Consider the following 15,817-nt stretch of genomic DNA (forward strand, 5'->3'; position numbering starts at 1 on the left):
TCAATCTCAAGAAGATGGCGGGCTGGGCATGGAAGAACACCCAGCCCGCCTGAACAGGGGCTCGGGCAGAGCGCCTCAAGGCCCTAAAACGACAAAGTCACGTTTCAGTTCGCCTGAAACGTGACTTTGTCTACAATCTGAAGAGAGTTGACCGCAGATGGTCAACTCTCTTTTTGATTAAGCTTGTTTTTTCTTGCGGAACCGTGCGAAGAATTCATACACGATCGGGACGATGAGAAGCGTCAACAGCGTCGAACTTGTCAGTCCGCCGATGACGGTCACACCGAGCCCTTTCGAGATGAGCGCACCGCCCTCAAGGCCGAGAGCGAGCGGTGACAAGGCACCAATCGTCGCGAGAGCCGTCATGAGGATTGGACGGAGTCGCGTACCGGCCGCTTCAAGGAGTGCCTCACGCGTCGACAATCCTTCCGCTTCTTTATGGATGACACGATCGATCAATACGATTGCGTTCGTGACGACAATCCCGATCAACATGAGGGCACCGATAAGGGCCGAGACAGAGATCGTCTCGCCGGTCACGAGCAAGGCGACGAGCCCTCCGATAATCGCATAAGGAAGCGAGAACAAGACGACGAACGGGGTGACGGCACCACCGAACGTGATGACGAGCACCAAGTAAACGATGGCAATGGCCGCGAGCATGGCGAGACCGAGCTGGGTGAACGATTCTTGAATTTGTTCCGTTACCCCGCCGATGTCATACGACACACCGCTTGGCAGGTCGATCGCCGACACGCGTTCTTCAATCGCGGCCGATGCCTCGGTCGCTTTGTCCGTGCTGAGCTCGACGTTGACCCGGGCGAGGAGTTTTCCGTCACGTTGGACGAGCGTGTCCGGTGTTGTACCTTCTTCGACTTCAATGAAATCGGCGATTGGACGGGGACCGAACGGTGTCGTGATTTCTTGGTCTTGCAAGTCTTCGATGCTGTCATACGTGACTTGTTCGGTCGGGATGATGACATCGAGTTGTTTGTCATCGACCGTCACGCTGGCGAGCGGGCTTTGTTGGGCTTGGAACTGACCGATCGTTTGAGCGATTTGGAACGTCGAGACGCCGGCTTCCGCCGCTGCCTGTTGGTCGACTTTGAACGTGTACTGCACGTACGACTCGCGCAAATCAGACGTCGCTTGACGGACGTAATCGGACTCTTGTTCAATCGTCTCAATGAATGTCGGGACGATCGCCTCGAGATCTTCGAGCGAGTTCGCATACACGTTGTATGTTACGCCGCTCGTTGCTCCGCCGCCTGTGAAATCTTGTTCTTTCCATTCACCGGCCGGGGCGAGTTCGTTCAAGCGCTCGATGTCTTCAAGTTTGACATCGGCGAAATCTTTCGTGGCCGGATCGTACTGGACGATGAAGATTCCTTGCTTATTGTTTCCTGGATTGAGCGGGTTTTCACCGCCGACGGTGAACTGGACGTCGGTCGCATTCGGCTGTTCGTTCATGAAATAGTCTTCCGCCACTTCAGCTGCCGCGATTGAATCATCGAGCGTCTGGCCGGGCTCTGGGTCGAACGTGACGAACAGCGTCTTCTCCGAATCTTGGTTCAAGAAGTTGACGCCGATGGCCGGGACGAGCGCGAAACTACCGACCAAGAGGAGTGTCGCGAGACCGAAGACGACGAGTTTATGGTTGAGCGACCAGTCGAGGACACCGCGGTACCATTCCGCGAGCTTGCCTGGTCCTTCTTCCGGCTTTAACTTGTCCCGGTTCTTAAAGAACGAGTCGGCCATCATTGGAACGACCGTGATGGCGACGAGAAGAGACGCGAGCAAGGCAAAGACGACGGTCAAGGCGAACGGCAAGAACAGTTCGCCGACGAAGCCGGTCACGAAACCGAGCGGCAAGAAGACCGCGATCGTCACGACTGTCGAAGAAGCGATCGGAATAAATACTTCTTTCGTCGAGGCGATGATCAATTCTTTGCCGCGTAACGTCTCGTTCGGACGCGTGAGACGGCGATAAATGTTCTCGATGACGACGATCGAGTCATCGACGACGCGTCCGATGGCGACGGTCATCGCTCCGAGCGTCATGATATTGAGCGTAATGTCGAGTTGTTTCAAGACGATGAGTGCCATGAGAAGCGAGAGCGGAATCGAGATGACCGCAATGATCGTCGAGCGGACGTTACGAAGGAAGACAAGAATGATCAAGATGGCGAACAAGCCACCGAGCAGTGCCTTCGACACCATCGTCTCGACCGATTCTTCAATCGGTTGTCCTTGGTCGAGGGTAATCGAGACGTTCGCCGAGTCATACTCGGCCTCAAAGTCGTCTAAAATCGTTTTGACGGCGTTGACGACGTCGACCGTGTTCGCATCTTGCGTTTTGGTCACTTGAATGCCGATCGAGCGTTCACCATTCGAACGCGAAATCGACTCTTCGATCCCGCGGTCCTCGATGGACGCCAGTTCGCTCAAGGCGACCGTCGGCACGGCAGTTGGTACATCCGCCGGTAAATCTGTCGGAACGTCTGTCGGTAGGTCGGCTGGCAGTTGCGGTGCTTCGCCGGTCGGGAGCTCACTTGGTGTACCCGGTGCCTGTGGTGATTCAGCAGGTGAGTAGGGAATTTGTAAGTCGCGGAACGCTTCGAGCGTCTCCGACTTTCCGTCGATGACGACGGCTTGTTCCGTGTCCCCGAGTTCGTACAAACCGAGGGCGATACGGGCATCATTCGCTTGAATCAACTGTTTGACCGTATCTTCCGTCAAGTTGTATTCGGCGAGAGCAGCCTCGTCAAATTGGAGTTCGACGCGACGGATCTCTTGCCCGGCGATTTGGACGAGTTGAGCACCTTCGACTCCTTCAAGGGCAGGTTGTAGTTCTTCCTCGACGAGCTTCGTCAATTCAGCCAAATCGAGGCTTTCATCGGAGACGGCCGCCCCGATGACCGGGAAAGCGTCGAAACTGAGCCGTGACACTTGCGGGTCTTGGACGGCTTCCGGCAAATCGACGTTACTGAGCGCGTCTTTCACTTGCTGCTCGGCTGCTTCCATATCCGTGCTGAAATCGTAGTCGATTTGAATGTTGGAGGCGTTTTGGAATGAGCTCGAACGGACTTGTTCGACCCCGTTCAAACTTTTCAGCCGATCTTCGAGCACTGTGCTCACTTCATCAAGTACTTGCTCAGGTGAAGCACCTGGATAGATTGTCGTCACCGAGACGGTCGGTGTCGTGATGTCAGGCAGTGTCTCTAACTTCATCGTCAGGCCGGCGAAGATTCCGGCGGCCGTCAAGATAATCGTCATCAACCAGACTGCGAACTTGTTGTTGACGGAAAAGGACGTGATTTTTTGCATGGGGTTCAATTCTCCTCTGCGTGCGGATTAGGTTTCCGTATCGATACGGCGGGCTCGCTCGATCAACCGAGCGATGATTTGTTGTTTTAATTCGGTCGGAGGGACGCCGACATGAAAATGTTCAGACATCATCATCCCTTCGAGTGCATAACGGATGATCATCGTCTCGACCGGATCGCTCGTCTGTTGAAACTGCGCAAAGAACGTGTCGATGTCATGCTTCCATCGTTCGGCGTAGTCTTGATCGACAGCGAACAGCGTCAAAAAGGCAATCATCTTCTCAGCATCGATATGGAGTGAAGAACGTTCTGGGTACAACTTCGTCTCGTCAAACAGCCGCACGAACGCCTCGATTGGACCGTAACCCTCTAGTTGAAGCGATTCGTACATGTCGTTTTGTTCGGTCTGCAACCGCTCGACAATGGCCGTCAGTAACGCCTCTTTCGATGGATAGTGGTAAAGCAATCCACCCTTTGACACACCAGCCGTCTTGGCGACTTCATCTAATGTGAGCTGATGGACGCCGTGTTCCATAATGATATCGCTTGCCGCGTCTAACAGTTTTTGTTTCGTCACATTTGATCGGTTCGTCATCCCGTCACTCCTTTCTATACCGACCAGACGGTTTTTTCTTTTTCATCATAAGTGCCTCATCATTTTGAAGTCAAGAAATGATATCTTCAAAACTGTTAAGTTATAGATAAATAACTATTGGTAACGATTTCAAAAAAAGGTTGACGTGAGAATGATTATCAGTGATGATAGTAATTGAGAGTAATTATCATTACCAATAAACAGACTAAAACGTGGGGGACTTACACATGAACAAGAAGTATATGGCATTAGGACTTTCGGCAGCACTTACGACATCGTTGCTTGCGGCTTGTGCGAGCACGGAAGAGACAACGACGACAGGGGACAACGAAACGGCTGAAGAGTCGAAAGTCGTCAACGTCTACTCAAGCCGTCACTATGACGTCGACAAAGAGCTTTATAAACAGTTCGAAGAAGAGACGGGCGTCAAAGTCAACGTCGTCGAAGGAAAAGGCGAAGAGCTTCTTGAGCGTTTGAACACAGAAGGCGCGAATACGGAAGCGGATCTCTTCATCACAGCGGACGCAGGAAACTTGCACCAAGCGAAAGAGAATGGCCATCTTCAAGCGGTCGATAGCGATGTGCTTGAATCGAACATTCCGGAAAAATATCGTGATACGGATAACGAATGGTTCGGTCTCACGAAGCGCGCCCGTGTCATCGTCTATGCAAAAGACCGCGTGAACCCAGAAGACTTGTCGACGTATGAAGCGCTCACGGAAGAACAATGGAACGGCAAAGTACTCGTTCGTCCATCTGAGAACATGTATAACATTTCGCTCCTTGCTTCGTTCATCGAAGTGAACGGTGTCGACAAGGCGAAAGAATGGGCTGAAGGCATGGTCAACAACTTCGCGCGTGACCCACAAGGGAACGACCGTGACCAAGCGAAAGCCGTTGTGGCCGGAGAAGGCGATGTCGCCATCATGAACACGTACTACATGGGTCTCATGTTGAACTCGGAAGACGCGGAAGAGAAGAAAGTCGCTGAAGAGCTCGGTGTCTTCTTCCCGAACCAAGACACGACAGGGACACACGTCAACGTCTCAGGGATTGCGATGACAAAAGCATCGAAAAACTCGGAAAACGCGAAGAAACTCATGGAGTTCATGTCTGACCCGTCAGCGCAAGAGCAGTTCGCAAGTGCGAACTTCGAATACCCAGTCAACGAATCAGTCGAGCCGAACGAGCTCCTCAAATCATGGGGTGAGTTCAAAGAACAAGACATCAACTTGTCTGTTCTCGGTGAAAATCAGCAAGAAGCCATCCGCATCTTCAACGAAGCCGGTTGGAAATAAGACGACTTCGGCTTGAACAAATGTTCAAGCCGGAGGTTTTTCTGTTTCCGGACAGTCTGACGGTACAACGAGTGGCCGGAAACTGATATGATGGGACAGGAAGTGATTGAACGAAAGAATGGGAGCGGTACGGCATGAACTGGTATGCGATGAAACGACAATTGAATGGATGGGCCATCTTGAGCTTTATCGCCTTGTTGTTCATCGTCTTGCCCGGCGTCGTCGTGCTCGTCGAGCTGTTCGCGCCAGTGAACGACAACTGGCAACATATACGCGAATATTTATTGCCGCGTTACGTCCGCAACACACTCTTCATCATGCTCGCGACCGGCGTCTTGACGACCATCATCGGGACGAGTCTCGCGTGGTTCGTGACCGTGTACGATTTCCCGTTCCGTCGATTCTTCAAATGGGCGCTCATTTTACCGCTCGCGATTCCCCCTTACATCGGGGCGTATACGTATCACGGGATTTTGAACTATACCGGGGTCATTCAGACGACACTTCGGAACGACTTTGGGATCACCGTGAATCAGTCTTATTTCAACATCATGACGATTCAAGGGACGATTTTTATCTTCACCCTGTTCTTGTATCCGTACATCTATACGATCACACGTGCGTTTCTCCACAACCAGTCGTCCTCGATGATCGAGAACGCCCGCATCCTTGGACGCGGGTCGTGGGATATCTTCTTTACCGTCGTCATCCCGATCTCTCGCGTCGCCATTATCGGCGGCGTCAGCCTCGTCTTGATGGAAGTGTTGAACGATTACGGGGTCGTGAAGTACTTCGGGATCCAAACGTTCAGCACGGCGATCTTCAGCACATGGTTCGGGATGAAAGATACGTCTTCGGCGCTCAAACTCGCCGGCACGCTCATGATTCTCGTCATCGCGATTCTGACGATGGAACGGCTCGTCCGGGGACGAAAACAGTTCAGCTATGCGACGACGAAAGTGAAGCCGCTCAAGCCGAGACCGCTGAACGGATGGCATCGTTACGCCGTGCTCGGCTACGTGGCGACGGTGTTCGGGATTGCGTTTCTCATCCCGTTCGTCCAGCTCATCGCTTGGACGGTACTGACGTTCGAGCAAGTGTTCACGGCCGCATTCTTCCGACTCGTCTGGAACACCGTGAGCGTCGCGTTCATCGCGACGGTAATCATTCTCGTGTTTGCACTCATCATCGCCAACTATACGCGGCTGTTCCCGTCGAACATGACGCGGGTCATCTCGAAAGTGACGACACTCGGCTATTCGATTCCGGGAGCGGCGATCGCTATCGCCGTTATCACGTTGTTCTTACTATTGGATGAATGGGTGCTAAAAGCAGCGCTCGCGCTAGACTTAGGTCAGACGTTCGTATTCCGCACGACGCTCATCATGCTCATTTTCGCGTACGTCATCCGCTTCCTCGCCATCGGGTACAACTCGATCGAGAGCGGGTTCGAGAAAGTCGGAAAGTCGTTCACCGAGGCGTCGCGCATGCTCGGGTGGGGAACGGTGCAGACGTTCTTCCGGGTCGATATCCCGATGATCAAAGGGGCGATCATGAGCGCGTTCATCCTCGTCTTCATCGACATTATGAAAGAGTTGCCGCTGACACTGTTTTTACAACCGTTCAACTTCTCAACGCTTGCGACTCAAGCGTTCAAATATGTCAGTGACGAGAAAATTCATGAGGCCGCGCTCGCCTCGATCGTCATCGTGCTCATGAGCGGATTGTTGATCTTTGTTTTCCATAAGGTGCTTGATAAGGAGGCCGACTAATGTTTGTTCAAATCAACGATTTACACTTCAGCTATAAAGGTGCGCATGCCGAGACGATCAAAGGGTTCTCGCTCTCGATCACGAAAGGTGAGATTGTATCGCTCCTCGGTGACAGCGGTTCGGGGAAAAGTACGATTTTACGCCTCATCGCCGGTCTCGAGATGCCGAATCAAGGTGTCGTCGTCGTCAACGATTGCGTCTGTTGTGACGACTGCCAGTTCATGCCGCCTGAACAACGCGGTGTCGGCATGGTGTTTCAGGACTATGCACTGTTCCCGCACATGACCGTTGAAAAGAACATCCGGTTCGGCCTCCACAAACTGAGCCGGAAAGAACGGAACGAACGGGTCGAGGAGATGCTTGCGCTCGTAAACTTGTCTGAGTTCCGTCATCGGTATCCGTACGAGTTGAGCGGTGGTCAACAGCAGCGTGGCGCGCTCGCGCGTGCGCTCGCACCAAGACCGTCGTTGTTGATTCTAGATGAACCGTTCAGTAACTTGGACACATCGCTTCAGCACCGGATCCGCGACGATTTGCGCCGGCTCTTGAAACAGACGGGCACGACGACAATCTTTGTCACGCACGACGAGGAAGACGCGGAAGCGCTCGCCGACCGCATCGTCTACCTCGGAGAAGGAAAAATCAAGAAACAGATCATGACAGAGAACAACAAGACGTTCAATCCGCAAATCCCATGTTTCGTGTAACAGAAAAGCTCCCACAGGACGGTCGTCCTGCGGGAGCTTTTTACGTTCACTTCGTCGTCTCAGAAGGGCTCGACTCGTTCCCGAGCCGATCGATCGCCGTCACGTAATACGTCGCTTGCTCATTCGTCACTTCGACGCTTTTACGAGCGTGTGACGGTACGCTCTCGATCCGCGTCGCGTCTCCAGCGATGACTTCATAGACACGGTAGCCGATGACGGCGTCGTCGCGGACCGCGTGCCACGTGAGCAAGTTACCGCTCAACGTGACATTCGTCGGGGCGTCGAGTTCAACTTCCGTATTCATCTCGCTATCGACAAGCTCCGTATAGACGACGAAACGTTGGTCGTAGCCGCCATCCCCGAACGTGCCGGAACACGTGATCAAGTTCAAGTTGCGATGCGACGTCGCTCCAAAAATCTCTTCGATCGGAGCGTTGCTCGTATCATAGCTTTCTGTCTTTGTGACGCGAAACGTCAACGTATTGCCGTTCTCGTCGATGATCGCCACGTCATCGCCCGCCTTCAGCTGATCGAGTTCATAAAAGACGGCAGGCCCTGTCTTACTGTCCACATGTCCGGCAACGACGGCGTTGCCTTTACTGCCAGGTTTGACACCGGGTTCGAACCAGCCGACTTGATCTTCATCAGTTGGTACGCCCATCTGTCCGTTGTCGAGCACGCCGACTTGTTCGATGGCGGTGTCGACAGCGATGCTCGGGATTTGAATACGGACAGGTGTCGCGGCTTTGGCACTTTCCTCTTCTTCGGCTAATCTGAGCTTCTTCACCTCTTCCTGTAGAAGTGAGAATTCAGCCGTTAAATCTGGGCTCTCCTCTATTTGTTTTTCTTCTACAGGTGGTGACGACGATTCTTGGGCGCTCGTCCACGTCCAGAAGCCAAAACAAAACAGAGAGAGCGCCAGAAACAAATGGCGCTTGTTCATGGGCTCCCTCCTTATTGGTTATTGAACAGATTCTTTACGGTTGCGAAGTGTGACAAAGGCGAGTAAGATTCCGCCAAGTACAGCAAGGCCAGCGTAGAGGGTGTTCATCGATTGTGTTTGTGCACCACCGAGACCTGTCTCAGGCATCTCTTCAGGCATCGTCGTTTCAGCGAACTTGTCAGGCATTTGTGTCACGATCGCGTTACCGAGTGTTTCACCAACACCGAACATGAACGCATAGCCTTCACGGAATGACATCCAAGCCGCGTCCGCGTCACCGGCTACATACTGATCGAACGTTTGAAGCACGAGTGCCTCGTGTTGCATGATCGCTTCTTGGCCAGCTGCTTGTGGCAAGTTGCCTTCTGTCGCCGCATCGAGGAACGTGCTGAAGTCGACAGCGAACTGATCGAGTTTCATACGTGCTTCTTCGATTTTAGCTTCGTCGCCTTCGAGTGTGGCGGCGACGATATCACCTTGAGCCGTGATGTGGTTGCCGTTCCATACTTTCTCGAACTGGGCCGCGCCTTCGTCACCATAGACCGAAGCGATTGCTGCTTTGAAGTCGAGTGTGTTCTGGTCTTCAGCCCAGCTCACGTAGTCGAAGTCTTCCGCTTTATCATAACCTTTCTGCATGCCGATCGCAGCGAGGGCGAAGTGTTCACCAGCGAGGCTATTCAATGTCGAACGGAGCTCGACGGCCGGTGTGTCGGCTGGTGTGTCGAACTTGTCAGGCATTTGTGTGACGATGGCGCCAGAGAGTGCTTTACTGATGTCGAACATGAGTTTGTAGCCTTCACGGTACGTCATGTAAGCCGACTCATAGTCACCGGCTACATAGTTGTCGAACACTGAGAGAACTTGATCTTCGTGAAGCTCGAGTACGTCAGCCGCTGCGTCTTTTGGAAGGTTCCCTTCTGTCGCTGCATCAAGGAACGTTGAGAATTCTTCGACGAACTCATCGACTTCCGCTTCCGCTTCAGCACGGAGTTCTTTGTCGTCCGACTTGGCCGCTTCGACGAAATCAGCCGAGTAGTCGTTATGACCAGCGAAGATGTCTTCGAACTGGGCCGCGCCTTCGTCACCATAAATCGAAGCGATGGCCGGTGTCATGTCGAGCGCGTTTTGATCGAGTGCTTTCATCGCGACTTCGGCGTCAGGTGCCCCGTCGTACGCTTTCATCATCGAGGTGACCGCTAAGACGTAGTGCTCAGACAGCAACTGATCGAGTGTCGCTCGAAGGTCTCCAGCTGGTGTGCTCGCTGTCGGTGCGTGATCTGCCGCCTGGGCATTGATTGGGACGAGTAATCCTAACGCTAATGCCGGTGCTACAATTTTGTTCATTGTTTTCTTCTTCATGTGAATCGCTCCTTTTTTTGTGAGTGTTGTCGTTGTTTACACCCATCTAACGGAGCGGTTCAAAAAATGGATCACTTTTTTTATTCTTTTTTTTCGTTTTTTTGTTGAAGTGTGCGATAAATCCCTGGTGCGACGCCATATTTCCGTTTAAAAATCCGGTGGAAATAAGGGTACGTCCGAAAACCAGACAGCTCGGCGATCCGTTCGAGCGAGTGTTGTGTATATCGCATTTGTTCTTCGGCGAGTTGCAACCGGATCGACTGGGCGTATTCGATAATCGTCATCCCGGTCACTTCTTTGAACAAGTGGACGGTCCGCGACACGCTCAAGTCGACAGCGTCGGCGACGTCAGCGATTTTAAAGTCGGTGGTGACGTTTCCTTCTATATAACGCATCATCCGGGACACGACCGGGGGACGGGTGTTCGACCGGACGTCGACCATCGCGCGGTCGAGCATGAGCAGGAGGGCCTCAATCAACGTTTCCATCAAGGCGGTGCTCTGTTCATCCGTGGGCCGTCTCGCTTCTTCGGTGACGTGTTGCCAAAGCGAGAGCAGGCGGGGGTCAATCGAGATTGAGGTGAGCCGGGAACGATTTCCCGTTGCCCACCATGCGTCGAGCGTCGGGCCGGCACAAAATAAATGGTAGTCGCCGCTTGCGGGAGTGTCGATGTTCAACTCATAGTAGTCTCCTGGTTTGACGAGCAACAGATCACCGGGACGTGCGACGTACGTCTCCCCATTGACGAGAATCCGGGCTGAGCCTTCTGTCTGCAAGCGGATCAAGTACGTGTCTAATCGGTTGGCGAACGGAAAAGTATATACGGCAGTATGATACGAATAGCCACAAAAGCCAATTTCCATCGAGTCACTCCTTTATAATAGCAAGATTGTGCATATATCGATCATATCATGAATGGGCACGGGCGTCGGGACAGGGTACGATGGTGACGTCAGATTGAACCGATGAGGAGGAGATATATATGAAACAATGGTGGAAAGAAGCGGTCGTCTATCAGATTTATCCGCGCAGCTTTAACGACTCGAACGGGGACGGGATTGGGGACATCCCAGGAATCACGGAAAAAATGCCATACTTGGCTGAACTCGGGATTGATGTCATTTGGCTATCGCCGGTGTACGATTCGCCGAACGATGACAACGGTTATGACATCCGTGATTATCGTGCCATCATGGACGAGTTCGGGACGATGGCCGATTTCGATACGATGCTTGAAGAAGCGCACCGTCACGGCATCAAAATCATGATGGACCTCGTCGTCAACCATTCTTCCGATGAACACCATTGGTTCATGGAATCTCGTTCGTCTAAAGATAGCCCGTATCGGGACTACTACATTTGGAAAAAAGGCGAGAACGGTCAGCCGCCGACGAACTGGGGCGCGTTCTTTGGCGGCAGTGCGTGGGCGTATGACGAAGCGAGCGACGAATACTATTTGCACTTGTTCAGCAAGAAGCAACCGGACTTGAATTGGGAGTCGGAGACGCTTCGTCGTGAAGTATACGACTTGATGACGTACTGGCTCGATAAAGGCGTCGATGGTTTCCGGATGGACGTCATCAACATGATCTCAAAAGACCAAAGTTATCCGGATGGCGAGACGCGCGGCACCGGGTACGGGGATGGGACACCGTTCTTCTTCAATGGACCGCGGATCCATGAGTTCATGCAAGAAATGAACCGTGAAGTGCTGTCGAAGTACGATACGATCACGGTCGGCGAGATGCCGGGTGTAAGCGTCGACGAGGCGAAACTGTATACGGCCGAAGACCGCGACGAGTTGAACATGGTGTTCCATTTCGAGCACGTCGACGTCGGTAGCGGCAGTTTTGGGAAGTGGAATCCGACCGATTGGAAGCTGACGGACTTGAAGACGATTTTCTCGCGTTGGCAAGAAGGACTCGAGGAAGAAGGGTGGAATAGTCTGTATTGGAGTAACCACGATCAACCGCGCGCCATCTCGCGTTTCGGCAACGATTCAGATGAGTACCGTGTCGTCTCCGGCAAGATGCTCGCAACCCTTCTCCATATGTTGAAAGGCACACCTTACATTTATCAAGGGGAAGAGTTCGGGATGACGAACGTCGCGTTCGATTCGATCGACAAGTACCGTGACATCGAGACGCTCAATGCATACCGTGATTACACATCGAACGGACTGTTGACGCACGAGGAGATCTTCCGCGGCATCCACGCCCGCGGACGTGATAACTCGCGGACGCCGGTCCAATGGTCGGCTGAAGCGCAAGCGGGATTCACGACCGGCACACCGTGGATTGACGTCAACCCGAACTACGTCGAGGTGAACGCGGAAGCGGCACAGAACGATCCGGACTCGCTCTTCCATTATTATCGTCAGCTGATCGCAATGCGGAAGCAGAATCCGGTCGTCGTCTACGGGAAGTATGAGTTACTGCTTCCGGAAGATGAGGCTGTCTATGCGTTCACCCGCAAGCTCGACGGGGAGACGTGGCTCGTCCTATGTAACTTCTCGGACGAGACGCAAGAGCGAACGCTTCCGCATGAAGTGAAAGAACGTGTCATCGGCAATATGGAACCGATCGAACCGTTCACGCTTCGTCCGTACGAGGCACAAGTGTACAAACTATGACAAAAAACTCGCCCGAGCGGCGAGTTTTTTTCAAGCGTATATATTCTCCCTTGCAATCGGGAATAGGAAAAATAGACTCTGACTTGCAAAGGGGGAAACGAGATGAAGACGTTGATCGCGTATACGTCGCGTTACGGTACGAGCGAGAAAGTCGCCCATCTTTTGGCTGAACGCCTGTCTGGAAACGTCCACGTTCAAAATTTGGTCGACGAGCCGGACGTCGATTGGGAGACAGTCGACCATGTCATCGTCGGAGGATCCATTCGGATGGGGAAAGTCCAAGACGAGTTGACGGACTGGTTGAAGCAAAACGAGGTGCCATTGCTCGAACGCCCGCTCGGGTTATATTTGTGCGCCGGCACGCCGACCGCGGCAGAACGGCAACGGGAGCTCGAGGGCGCGTACGGGGAACCGTTGCGGACGCACGCCTATTTCGTCGAAGTCGTCGGCAGTGGCTATGATTTTGAGCGGATGGGGTTCCTCGACAAAGCCATCGTGCGCATGATGGCGAAGCAGACGGTCAGCTCCCTCAACTTGGATGAAGCGCGGATAAACGAGCTTGTCGAGTCAGCTCAAGCGTCGTTACGCACCCGTTCTGAAAATCCGTAAGCAAATAAGTCGTGGGCTTCAAGCGGACTATGAGTGGAGATGAGAGCATCTCCGCTCTTTTGTTCGCCTTCAATGTGGGTGAGCACGACATCCGTCAAACGGCCACCGACTTTAATGGCGATCGGTGCCGAATGCCGGCACGTCACTTCTTCGACGGTGACACGGTCAGTCCGGTTTGCCCCCCCGAACAGTTCGATGTCGGCGCGTCCTGATACGAAGCCGCTCGTCGCGATCCGTTTCAAGCGGACGTCTCGTGACTTATACTGAACGGCTAAGGCCGGATTGCCTTCATAATCGTAGGACGGATCACCGATGGCCGTGAACCCGTTAATGAATACGTCTTGATAGGCGGACACGACGAGACTGCGCGGAGACGACCGCTCGTATAGCACGGACCGGACCGGCTCGATGGAGACCAAGTTCGTGCCTGAGATGAAACGGGCCGTCTTCGAGTCCGGGTCGTCCGCCAAGTGGTGGCCGATATGGCGGAAATTATACGAACGGTTGTCATGGTATGAGACGTGGCCGAAAATATGGACGTCGTGGGCGGCCGAGGACGTCGCATGTGCTTTTACCTCGATCCCGCCGAAACACCCCTCGGTCATGTTATTGACGAGCACGACATGCCGAGACCCGTCATCGACTTCGATTCCGTTTGAATTCGAGAATCCGGCCGTGTGCGTCCGGCCGTGTGGGTGATGACAGTAACAGTTCGTGACGTAGATGGCGTCACTATGATGGGTCGTGATGCCGTCGTCCCCATAGTTCGTCGCCTCGCAACGATCGAGCCAGATGTAGCGGCTTCCTTTCGCCGCCCGTAAGCCGTCACCGAGATAGTGGTAGTGGGGGGCGGTAATATCAAACGCATGCAGTCCAGCGTTTTTCGACGTGACGTGGTGAACCCAGCCGAATGTGACGTGAGCGAACGTCAACGCGCTTGAAGCCGTGTCTCCGCTAGACGTCCGGTCCACGGCTCCGAGCCGGTCGACGTTCCAATCGAGTGTCAGATGCGCGACTTCAATATGATGGTTTCCGAGAAACGGGGTCGCATTCCGGAGCAGTCGCCGGTGTTTGGGTGCCCGGTCGTCGAGCTTGATCGTCGTCTGATCCTGCCCGGCCCCTTCGAGCACACAATTCGACGGGACGCGGATGCCCCGGACGACATAGACGCCAGCTGGGACGTACACATGACGGTATGAGCGCAGGGCCAGGCGAAAAGCGAGCGTACAGTCGGTCTTGCCGTCCCCCACGGCGCCGTACTCGGTCACATCGATGCGTCGAGTCGTCGCTTGTCTCAAGTTTAAGTACTCGGCATCGAGCCGGCGCATCCAGACGGGGCGGACGAGATCGTCGACGATTTCAAGCGGGAGGGAACTCGTCACGGGGGCAATGCGTTCCGTCAGCGGGATGCGTGACGCATACGTCTTCCGTTGATCGGGATAACGGTCCCGTCTCGTCGCCGCGTGCCAAGCGAGCGTGTCGGAAAGCAATTGATCTTCGTTCCAACTGGAATGGGCTGCGATGCTTGCGCGAATATGTTTCGGGTTGATTGGGTCCATCATCTTGTTTCTCCTCCTAGCAATCGATTCACTTGAATCTACCCGTTTTCAAAGTATTTTTAGCAAACCGAAGTATTTAGTAGACAGAAGCATTTATCCGTGGTATATTACATATGTGCTTAATTAAGAATAGCTGGAAACATAATTCACAATCGCTTGGGATTATTTTTCATGAAAGATAATCCAACAAGGTTTGTGCTTTTTTTTGGTCAGTTTTTTCTAGTAAGGCACTACTAGAACGCACAGCGTTTATTTCAGGAGGGTTCATTATGAACACAGGTAAAGTAAAATGGTTTAACTCAGAAAAAGGTTACGGCTTCATCGAAATGGAAGGCGGAGACGACGTATTCGTACACTTCTCAGCAATCCAAGGCGACGGCTTCAAGACACTTGAAGAAGGCCAAGCAGTAACTTTCGAAATCACTGACGGAGCTCGTGGCCCACAAGCTTCTAACGTTGAAAAAATCTAATCTTCCTTTCTAAGGAATTTTATAACCTGCTCGCTTCGGCGAGCAGGTTTTTTTGTGTCCATGCGTTTAATCGCTTGCCCCCGGGGAAAGAGTATACGAGTGACGATCACAAGGAGGTTATTTGGAATGGATGCATTGCAAACAGCAAAACAAATTCTAGATCATAGTAACGTGGGCACGATGGCTACTGTCTATAAGGGGAAGCCGCACAGTCGCTACATGACGTTTTTTCATGATGATTTGACGCTCTATACCGCAACCTCAAAAGATACGGATAAAGTGGATGAGTTGAAAAACAACCCGTACACACACATTTTGATCGGTTATGACGGGGATGGCGTCGGAGACACGTATCTCGAGATTTTAGGTGAGACGACCGTTTCCGATGACGAATCGATGAAAGAGAAAGTATGGAACGAAAAATTAGAAGGTTGGTTCGACGGCCCGGACGATCCGAAACTCGTCATCTTGAAAATCTCACCGCAATCGATGCGGGTGATGAACAAAAAAGGTCAACCGCCTCAAGAAGTGACTTTATAAAAGAAAG

13 protein-coding genes are annotated in these 15,817 nt (G+C 52.9%); 7 read left to right on the forward strand and 6 right to left on the reverse strand.

Annotation, left to right across the window (positions count from 1 at the left end; translation table 11 throughout):
• Positions 1 to 177: 177 nt before the first annotated feature.
• Positions 178 to 3,327, reverse strand: a complete 3,150-nt coding sequence (locus JJU47_RS09080) for an efflux RND transporter permease subunit (protein WP_228618467.1) — start codon at positions 3,325 to 3,327, stop codon at positions 178 to 180.
• 27 nt (positions 3,328 to 3,354) lie between these two features.
• The gene (locus JJU47_RS09085) at positions 3,355 to 3,921 is read right to left on the reverse strand and encodes a TetR/AcrR family transcriptional regulator (protein WP_228618470.1); all 567 of its coding nucleotides are present in this window, start codon (positions 3,919 to 3,921) and stop codon (positions 3,355 to 3,357) included.
• Between the two features lie 227 nt (positions 3,922 to 4,148).
• Between JJU47_RS09085 and JJU47_RS09090 the strand changes: the two genes are divergently transcribed.
• The 3 genes from JJU47_RS09090 to JJU47_RS09100 all read left to right on the forward strand — a co-directional run bounded on the left by JJU47_RS09090 (position 4,149) and on the right by JJU47_RS09100 (position 7,698).
• Positions 4,149 to 5,219, forward strand: coding sequence for a Fe(3+) ABC transporter substrate-binding protein (locus tag JJU47_RS09090; protein ID WP_228618473.1), 1,071 nt, complete (start codon positions 4,149 to 4,151; stop codon positions 5,217 to 5,219).
• A gap of 134 nt (positions 5,220 to 5,353) precedes the next feature.
• On the forward strand, positions 5,354 to 6,991 hold the full coding sequence (locus JJU47_RS09095) for an ABC transporter permease (RefSeq protein WP_228618475.1): 1,638 nt from the start codon (positions 5,354 to 5,356) through the stop codon (positions 6,989 to 6,991).
• On the forward strand, positions 6,991 to 7,698 hold the full coding sequence (locus JJU47_RS09100; protein ID WP_228618478.1) for an ABC transporter ATP-binding protein: 708 nt from the start codon (positions 6,991 to 6,993) through the stop codon (positions 7,696 to 7,698). Before JJU47_RS09095 ends, JJU47_RS09100 begins: the two co-directional genes overlap by 1 nt.
• A gap of 46 nt (positions 7,699 to 7,744) precedes the next feature.
• Here JJU47_RS09100 and JJU47_RS09105 read toward each other — a convergent pair whose 3' ends face one another.
• The 3 genes from JJU47_RS09105 to JJU47_RS09115 form a co-directional block, all read right to left on the reverse strand.
• Entirely contained in the window at positions 7,745 to 8,641 is an 897-nt protein-coding gene (locus tag JJU47_RS09105) for a class F sortase (RefSeq protein ID WP_228618480.1), read from the reverse strand.
• An 18-nt stretch (positions 8,642 to 8,659) separates the two neighbouring features.
• Positions 8,660 to 10,000 (reverse strand): globin family protein, encoded by a 1,341-nt coding sequence (locus tag JJU47_RS09110; RefSeq protein ID WP_228618483.1) that lies wholly within the window; start codon positions 9,998 to 10,000, stop codon positions 8,660 to 8,662.
• Positions 10,001 to 10,080: 80 nt separating this feature from the next.
• Positions 10,081 to 10,863, reverse strand: a complete 783-nt coding sequence (locus JJU47_RS09115; protein ID WP_228618485.1) for a helix-turn-helix domain-containing protein — start codon at positions 10,861 to 10,863, stop codon at positions 10,081 to 10,083.
• A gap of 119 nt (positions 10,864 to 10,982) precedes the next feature.
• On the opposite strand from JJU47_RS09115, the gene JJU47_RS09120 reads away from it, so the two are divergent.
• Together JJU47_RS09120 and JJU47_RS09125 are read left to right on the forward strand one after the other, a co-directional pair.
• The gene (locus JJU47_RS09120; protein ID WP_228618487.1) at positions 10,983 to 12,632 is read left to right on the forward strand and encodes a glycoside hydrolase family 13 protein; all 1,650 of its coding nucleotides are present in this window, start codon (positions 10,983 to 10,985) and stop codon (positions 12,630 to 12,632) included.
• Positions 12,633 to 12,734: 102 nt separating this feature from the next.
• Positions 12,735 to 13,241 carry a flavodoxin domain-containing protein gene (locus tag JJU47_RS09125; RefSeq protein ID WP_228618490.1) on the forward strand — a complete coding sequence of 169 codons (507 nt, stop codon included), beginning with the start codon at positions 12,735 to 12,737 and terminating at the stop codon, positions 13,239 to 13,241.
• Here the strand turns inward: JJU47_RS09125 and JJU47_RS09130 are convergent.
• Positions 13,205 to 14,803: a glycoside hydrolase family 55 protein gene (locus JJU47_RS09130; protein ID WP_228618492.1), complete on the reverse strand. Its 1,599-nt coding sequence runs from the start codon at positions 14,801 to 14,803 to the stop codon at positions 13,205 to 13,207. The two genes, JJU47_RS09125 and JJU47_RS09130, sit on opposite strands and share 37 nt — an antisense overlap.
• Positions 14,804 to 15,069: 266 nt before the next feature.
• On the opposite strand from JJU47_RS09130, the gene JJU47_RS09135 reads away from it, so the two are divergent.
• Together JJU47_RS09135 and JJU47_RS09140 are read left to right on the forward strand one after the other, a co-directional pair.
• On the forward strand, positions 15,070 to 15,270 hold the full coding sequence (locus JJU47_RS09135; RefSeq protein WP_016507985.1) for a cold-shock protein: 201 nt from the start codon (positions 15,070 to 15,072) through the stop codon (positions 15,268 to 15,270).
• Positions 15,271 to 15,396: 126 nt separating this feature from the next.
• Positions 15,397 to 15,810, forward strand: coding sequence for a pyridoxamine 5'-phosphate oxidase family protein (locus tag JJU47_RS09140; protein WP_228618494.1), 414 nt, complete (start codon positions 15,397 to 15,399; stop codon positions 15,808 to 15,810).
• Positions 15,811 to 15,817: the final 7 nt, after the last annotated feature.

The organism is Exiguobacterium sp. (genome assembly GCF_020832205.1).
Lineage (GTDB): Bacteria > Bacillota > Bacilli > Exiguobacteriales > Exiguobacteriaceae > Exiguobacterium.

What these genes read in the sequence shown, in the direction of transcription:
- JJU47_RS09080 (WP_228618467.1), bottom strand. Translation starts at nt 3,327, where the DNA reads ATGCAAAAAATCACGTCCTTTTCCGTCAACAACAAGTTCGCAGTCTGG.
- JJU47_RS09085 (WP_228618470.1), bottom strand. Translation starts at nt 3,921, where the DNA reads ATGACGAACCGATCAAATGTGACGAAACAAAAACTGTTAGACGCGGCA.
- JJU47_RS09090 (WP_228618473.1), top strand. Translation starts at nt 4,149, where the DNA reads ATGAACAAGAAGTATATGGCATTAGGACTTTCGGCAGCACTTACGACA.
- JJU47_RS09095 (WP_228618475.1), top strand. Translation starts at nt 5,354, where the DNA reads ATGAACTGGTATGCGATGAAACGACAATTGAATGGATGGGCCATCTTG.
- JJU47_RS09100 (WP_228618478.1), top strand. Translation starts at nt 6,991, where the DNA reads ATGTTTGTTCAAATCAACGATTTACACTTCAGCTATAAAGGTGCGCAT.
- JJU47_RS09105 (WP_228618480.1), bottom strand. Translation starts at nt 8,641, where the DNA reads ATGAACAAGCGCCATTTGTTTCTGGCGCTCTCTCTGTTTTGTTTTGGC.
- JJU47_RS09110 (WP_228618483.1), bottom strand. Translation starts at nt 10,000, where the DNA reads ATGAAGAAGAAAACAATGAACAAAATTGTAGCACCGGCATTAGCGTTA.
- JJU47_RS09115 (WP_228618485.1), bottom strand. Translation starts at nt 10,863, where the DNA reads ATGGAAATTGGCTTTTGTGGCTATTCGTATCATACTGCCGTATATACT.
- JJU47_RS09120 (WP_228618487.1), top strand. Translation starts at nt 10,983, where the DNA reads ATGAAACAATGGTGGAAAGAAGCGGTCGTCTATCAGATTTATCCGCGC.
- JJU47_RS09125 (WP_228618490.1), top strand. Translation starts at nt 12,735, where the DNA reads ATGAAGACGTTGATCGCGTATACGTCGCGTTACGGTACGAGCGAGAAA.
- JJU47_RS09130 (WP_228618492.1), bottom strand. Translation starts at nt 14,803, where the DNA reads ATGATGGACCCAATCAACCCGAAACATATTCGCGCAAGCATCGCAGCC.
- JJU47_RS09135 (WP_016507985.1), top strand. Translation starts at nt 15,070, where the DNA reads ATGAACACAGGTAAAGTAAAATGGTTTAACTCAGAAAAAGGTTACGGC.
- JJU47_RS09140 (WP_228618494.1), top strand. Translation starts at nt 15,397, where the DNA reads ATGGATGCATTGCAAACAGCAAAACAAATTCTAGATCATAGTAACGTG.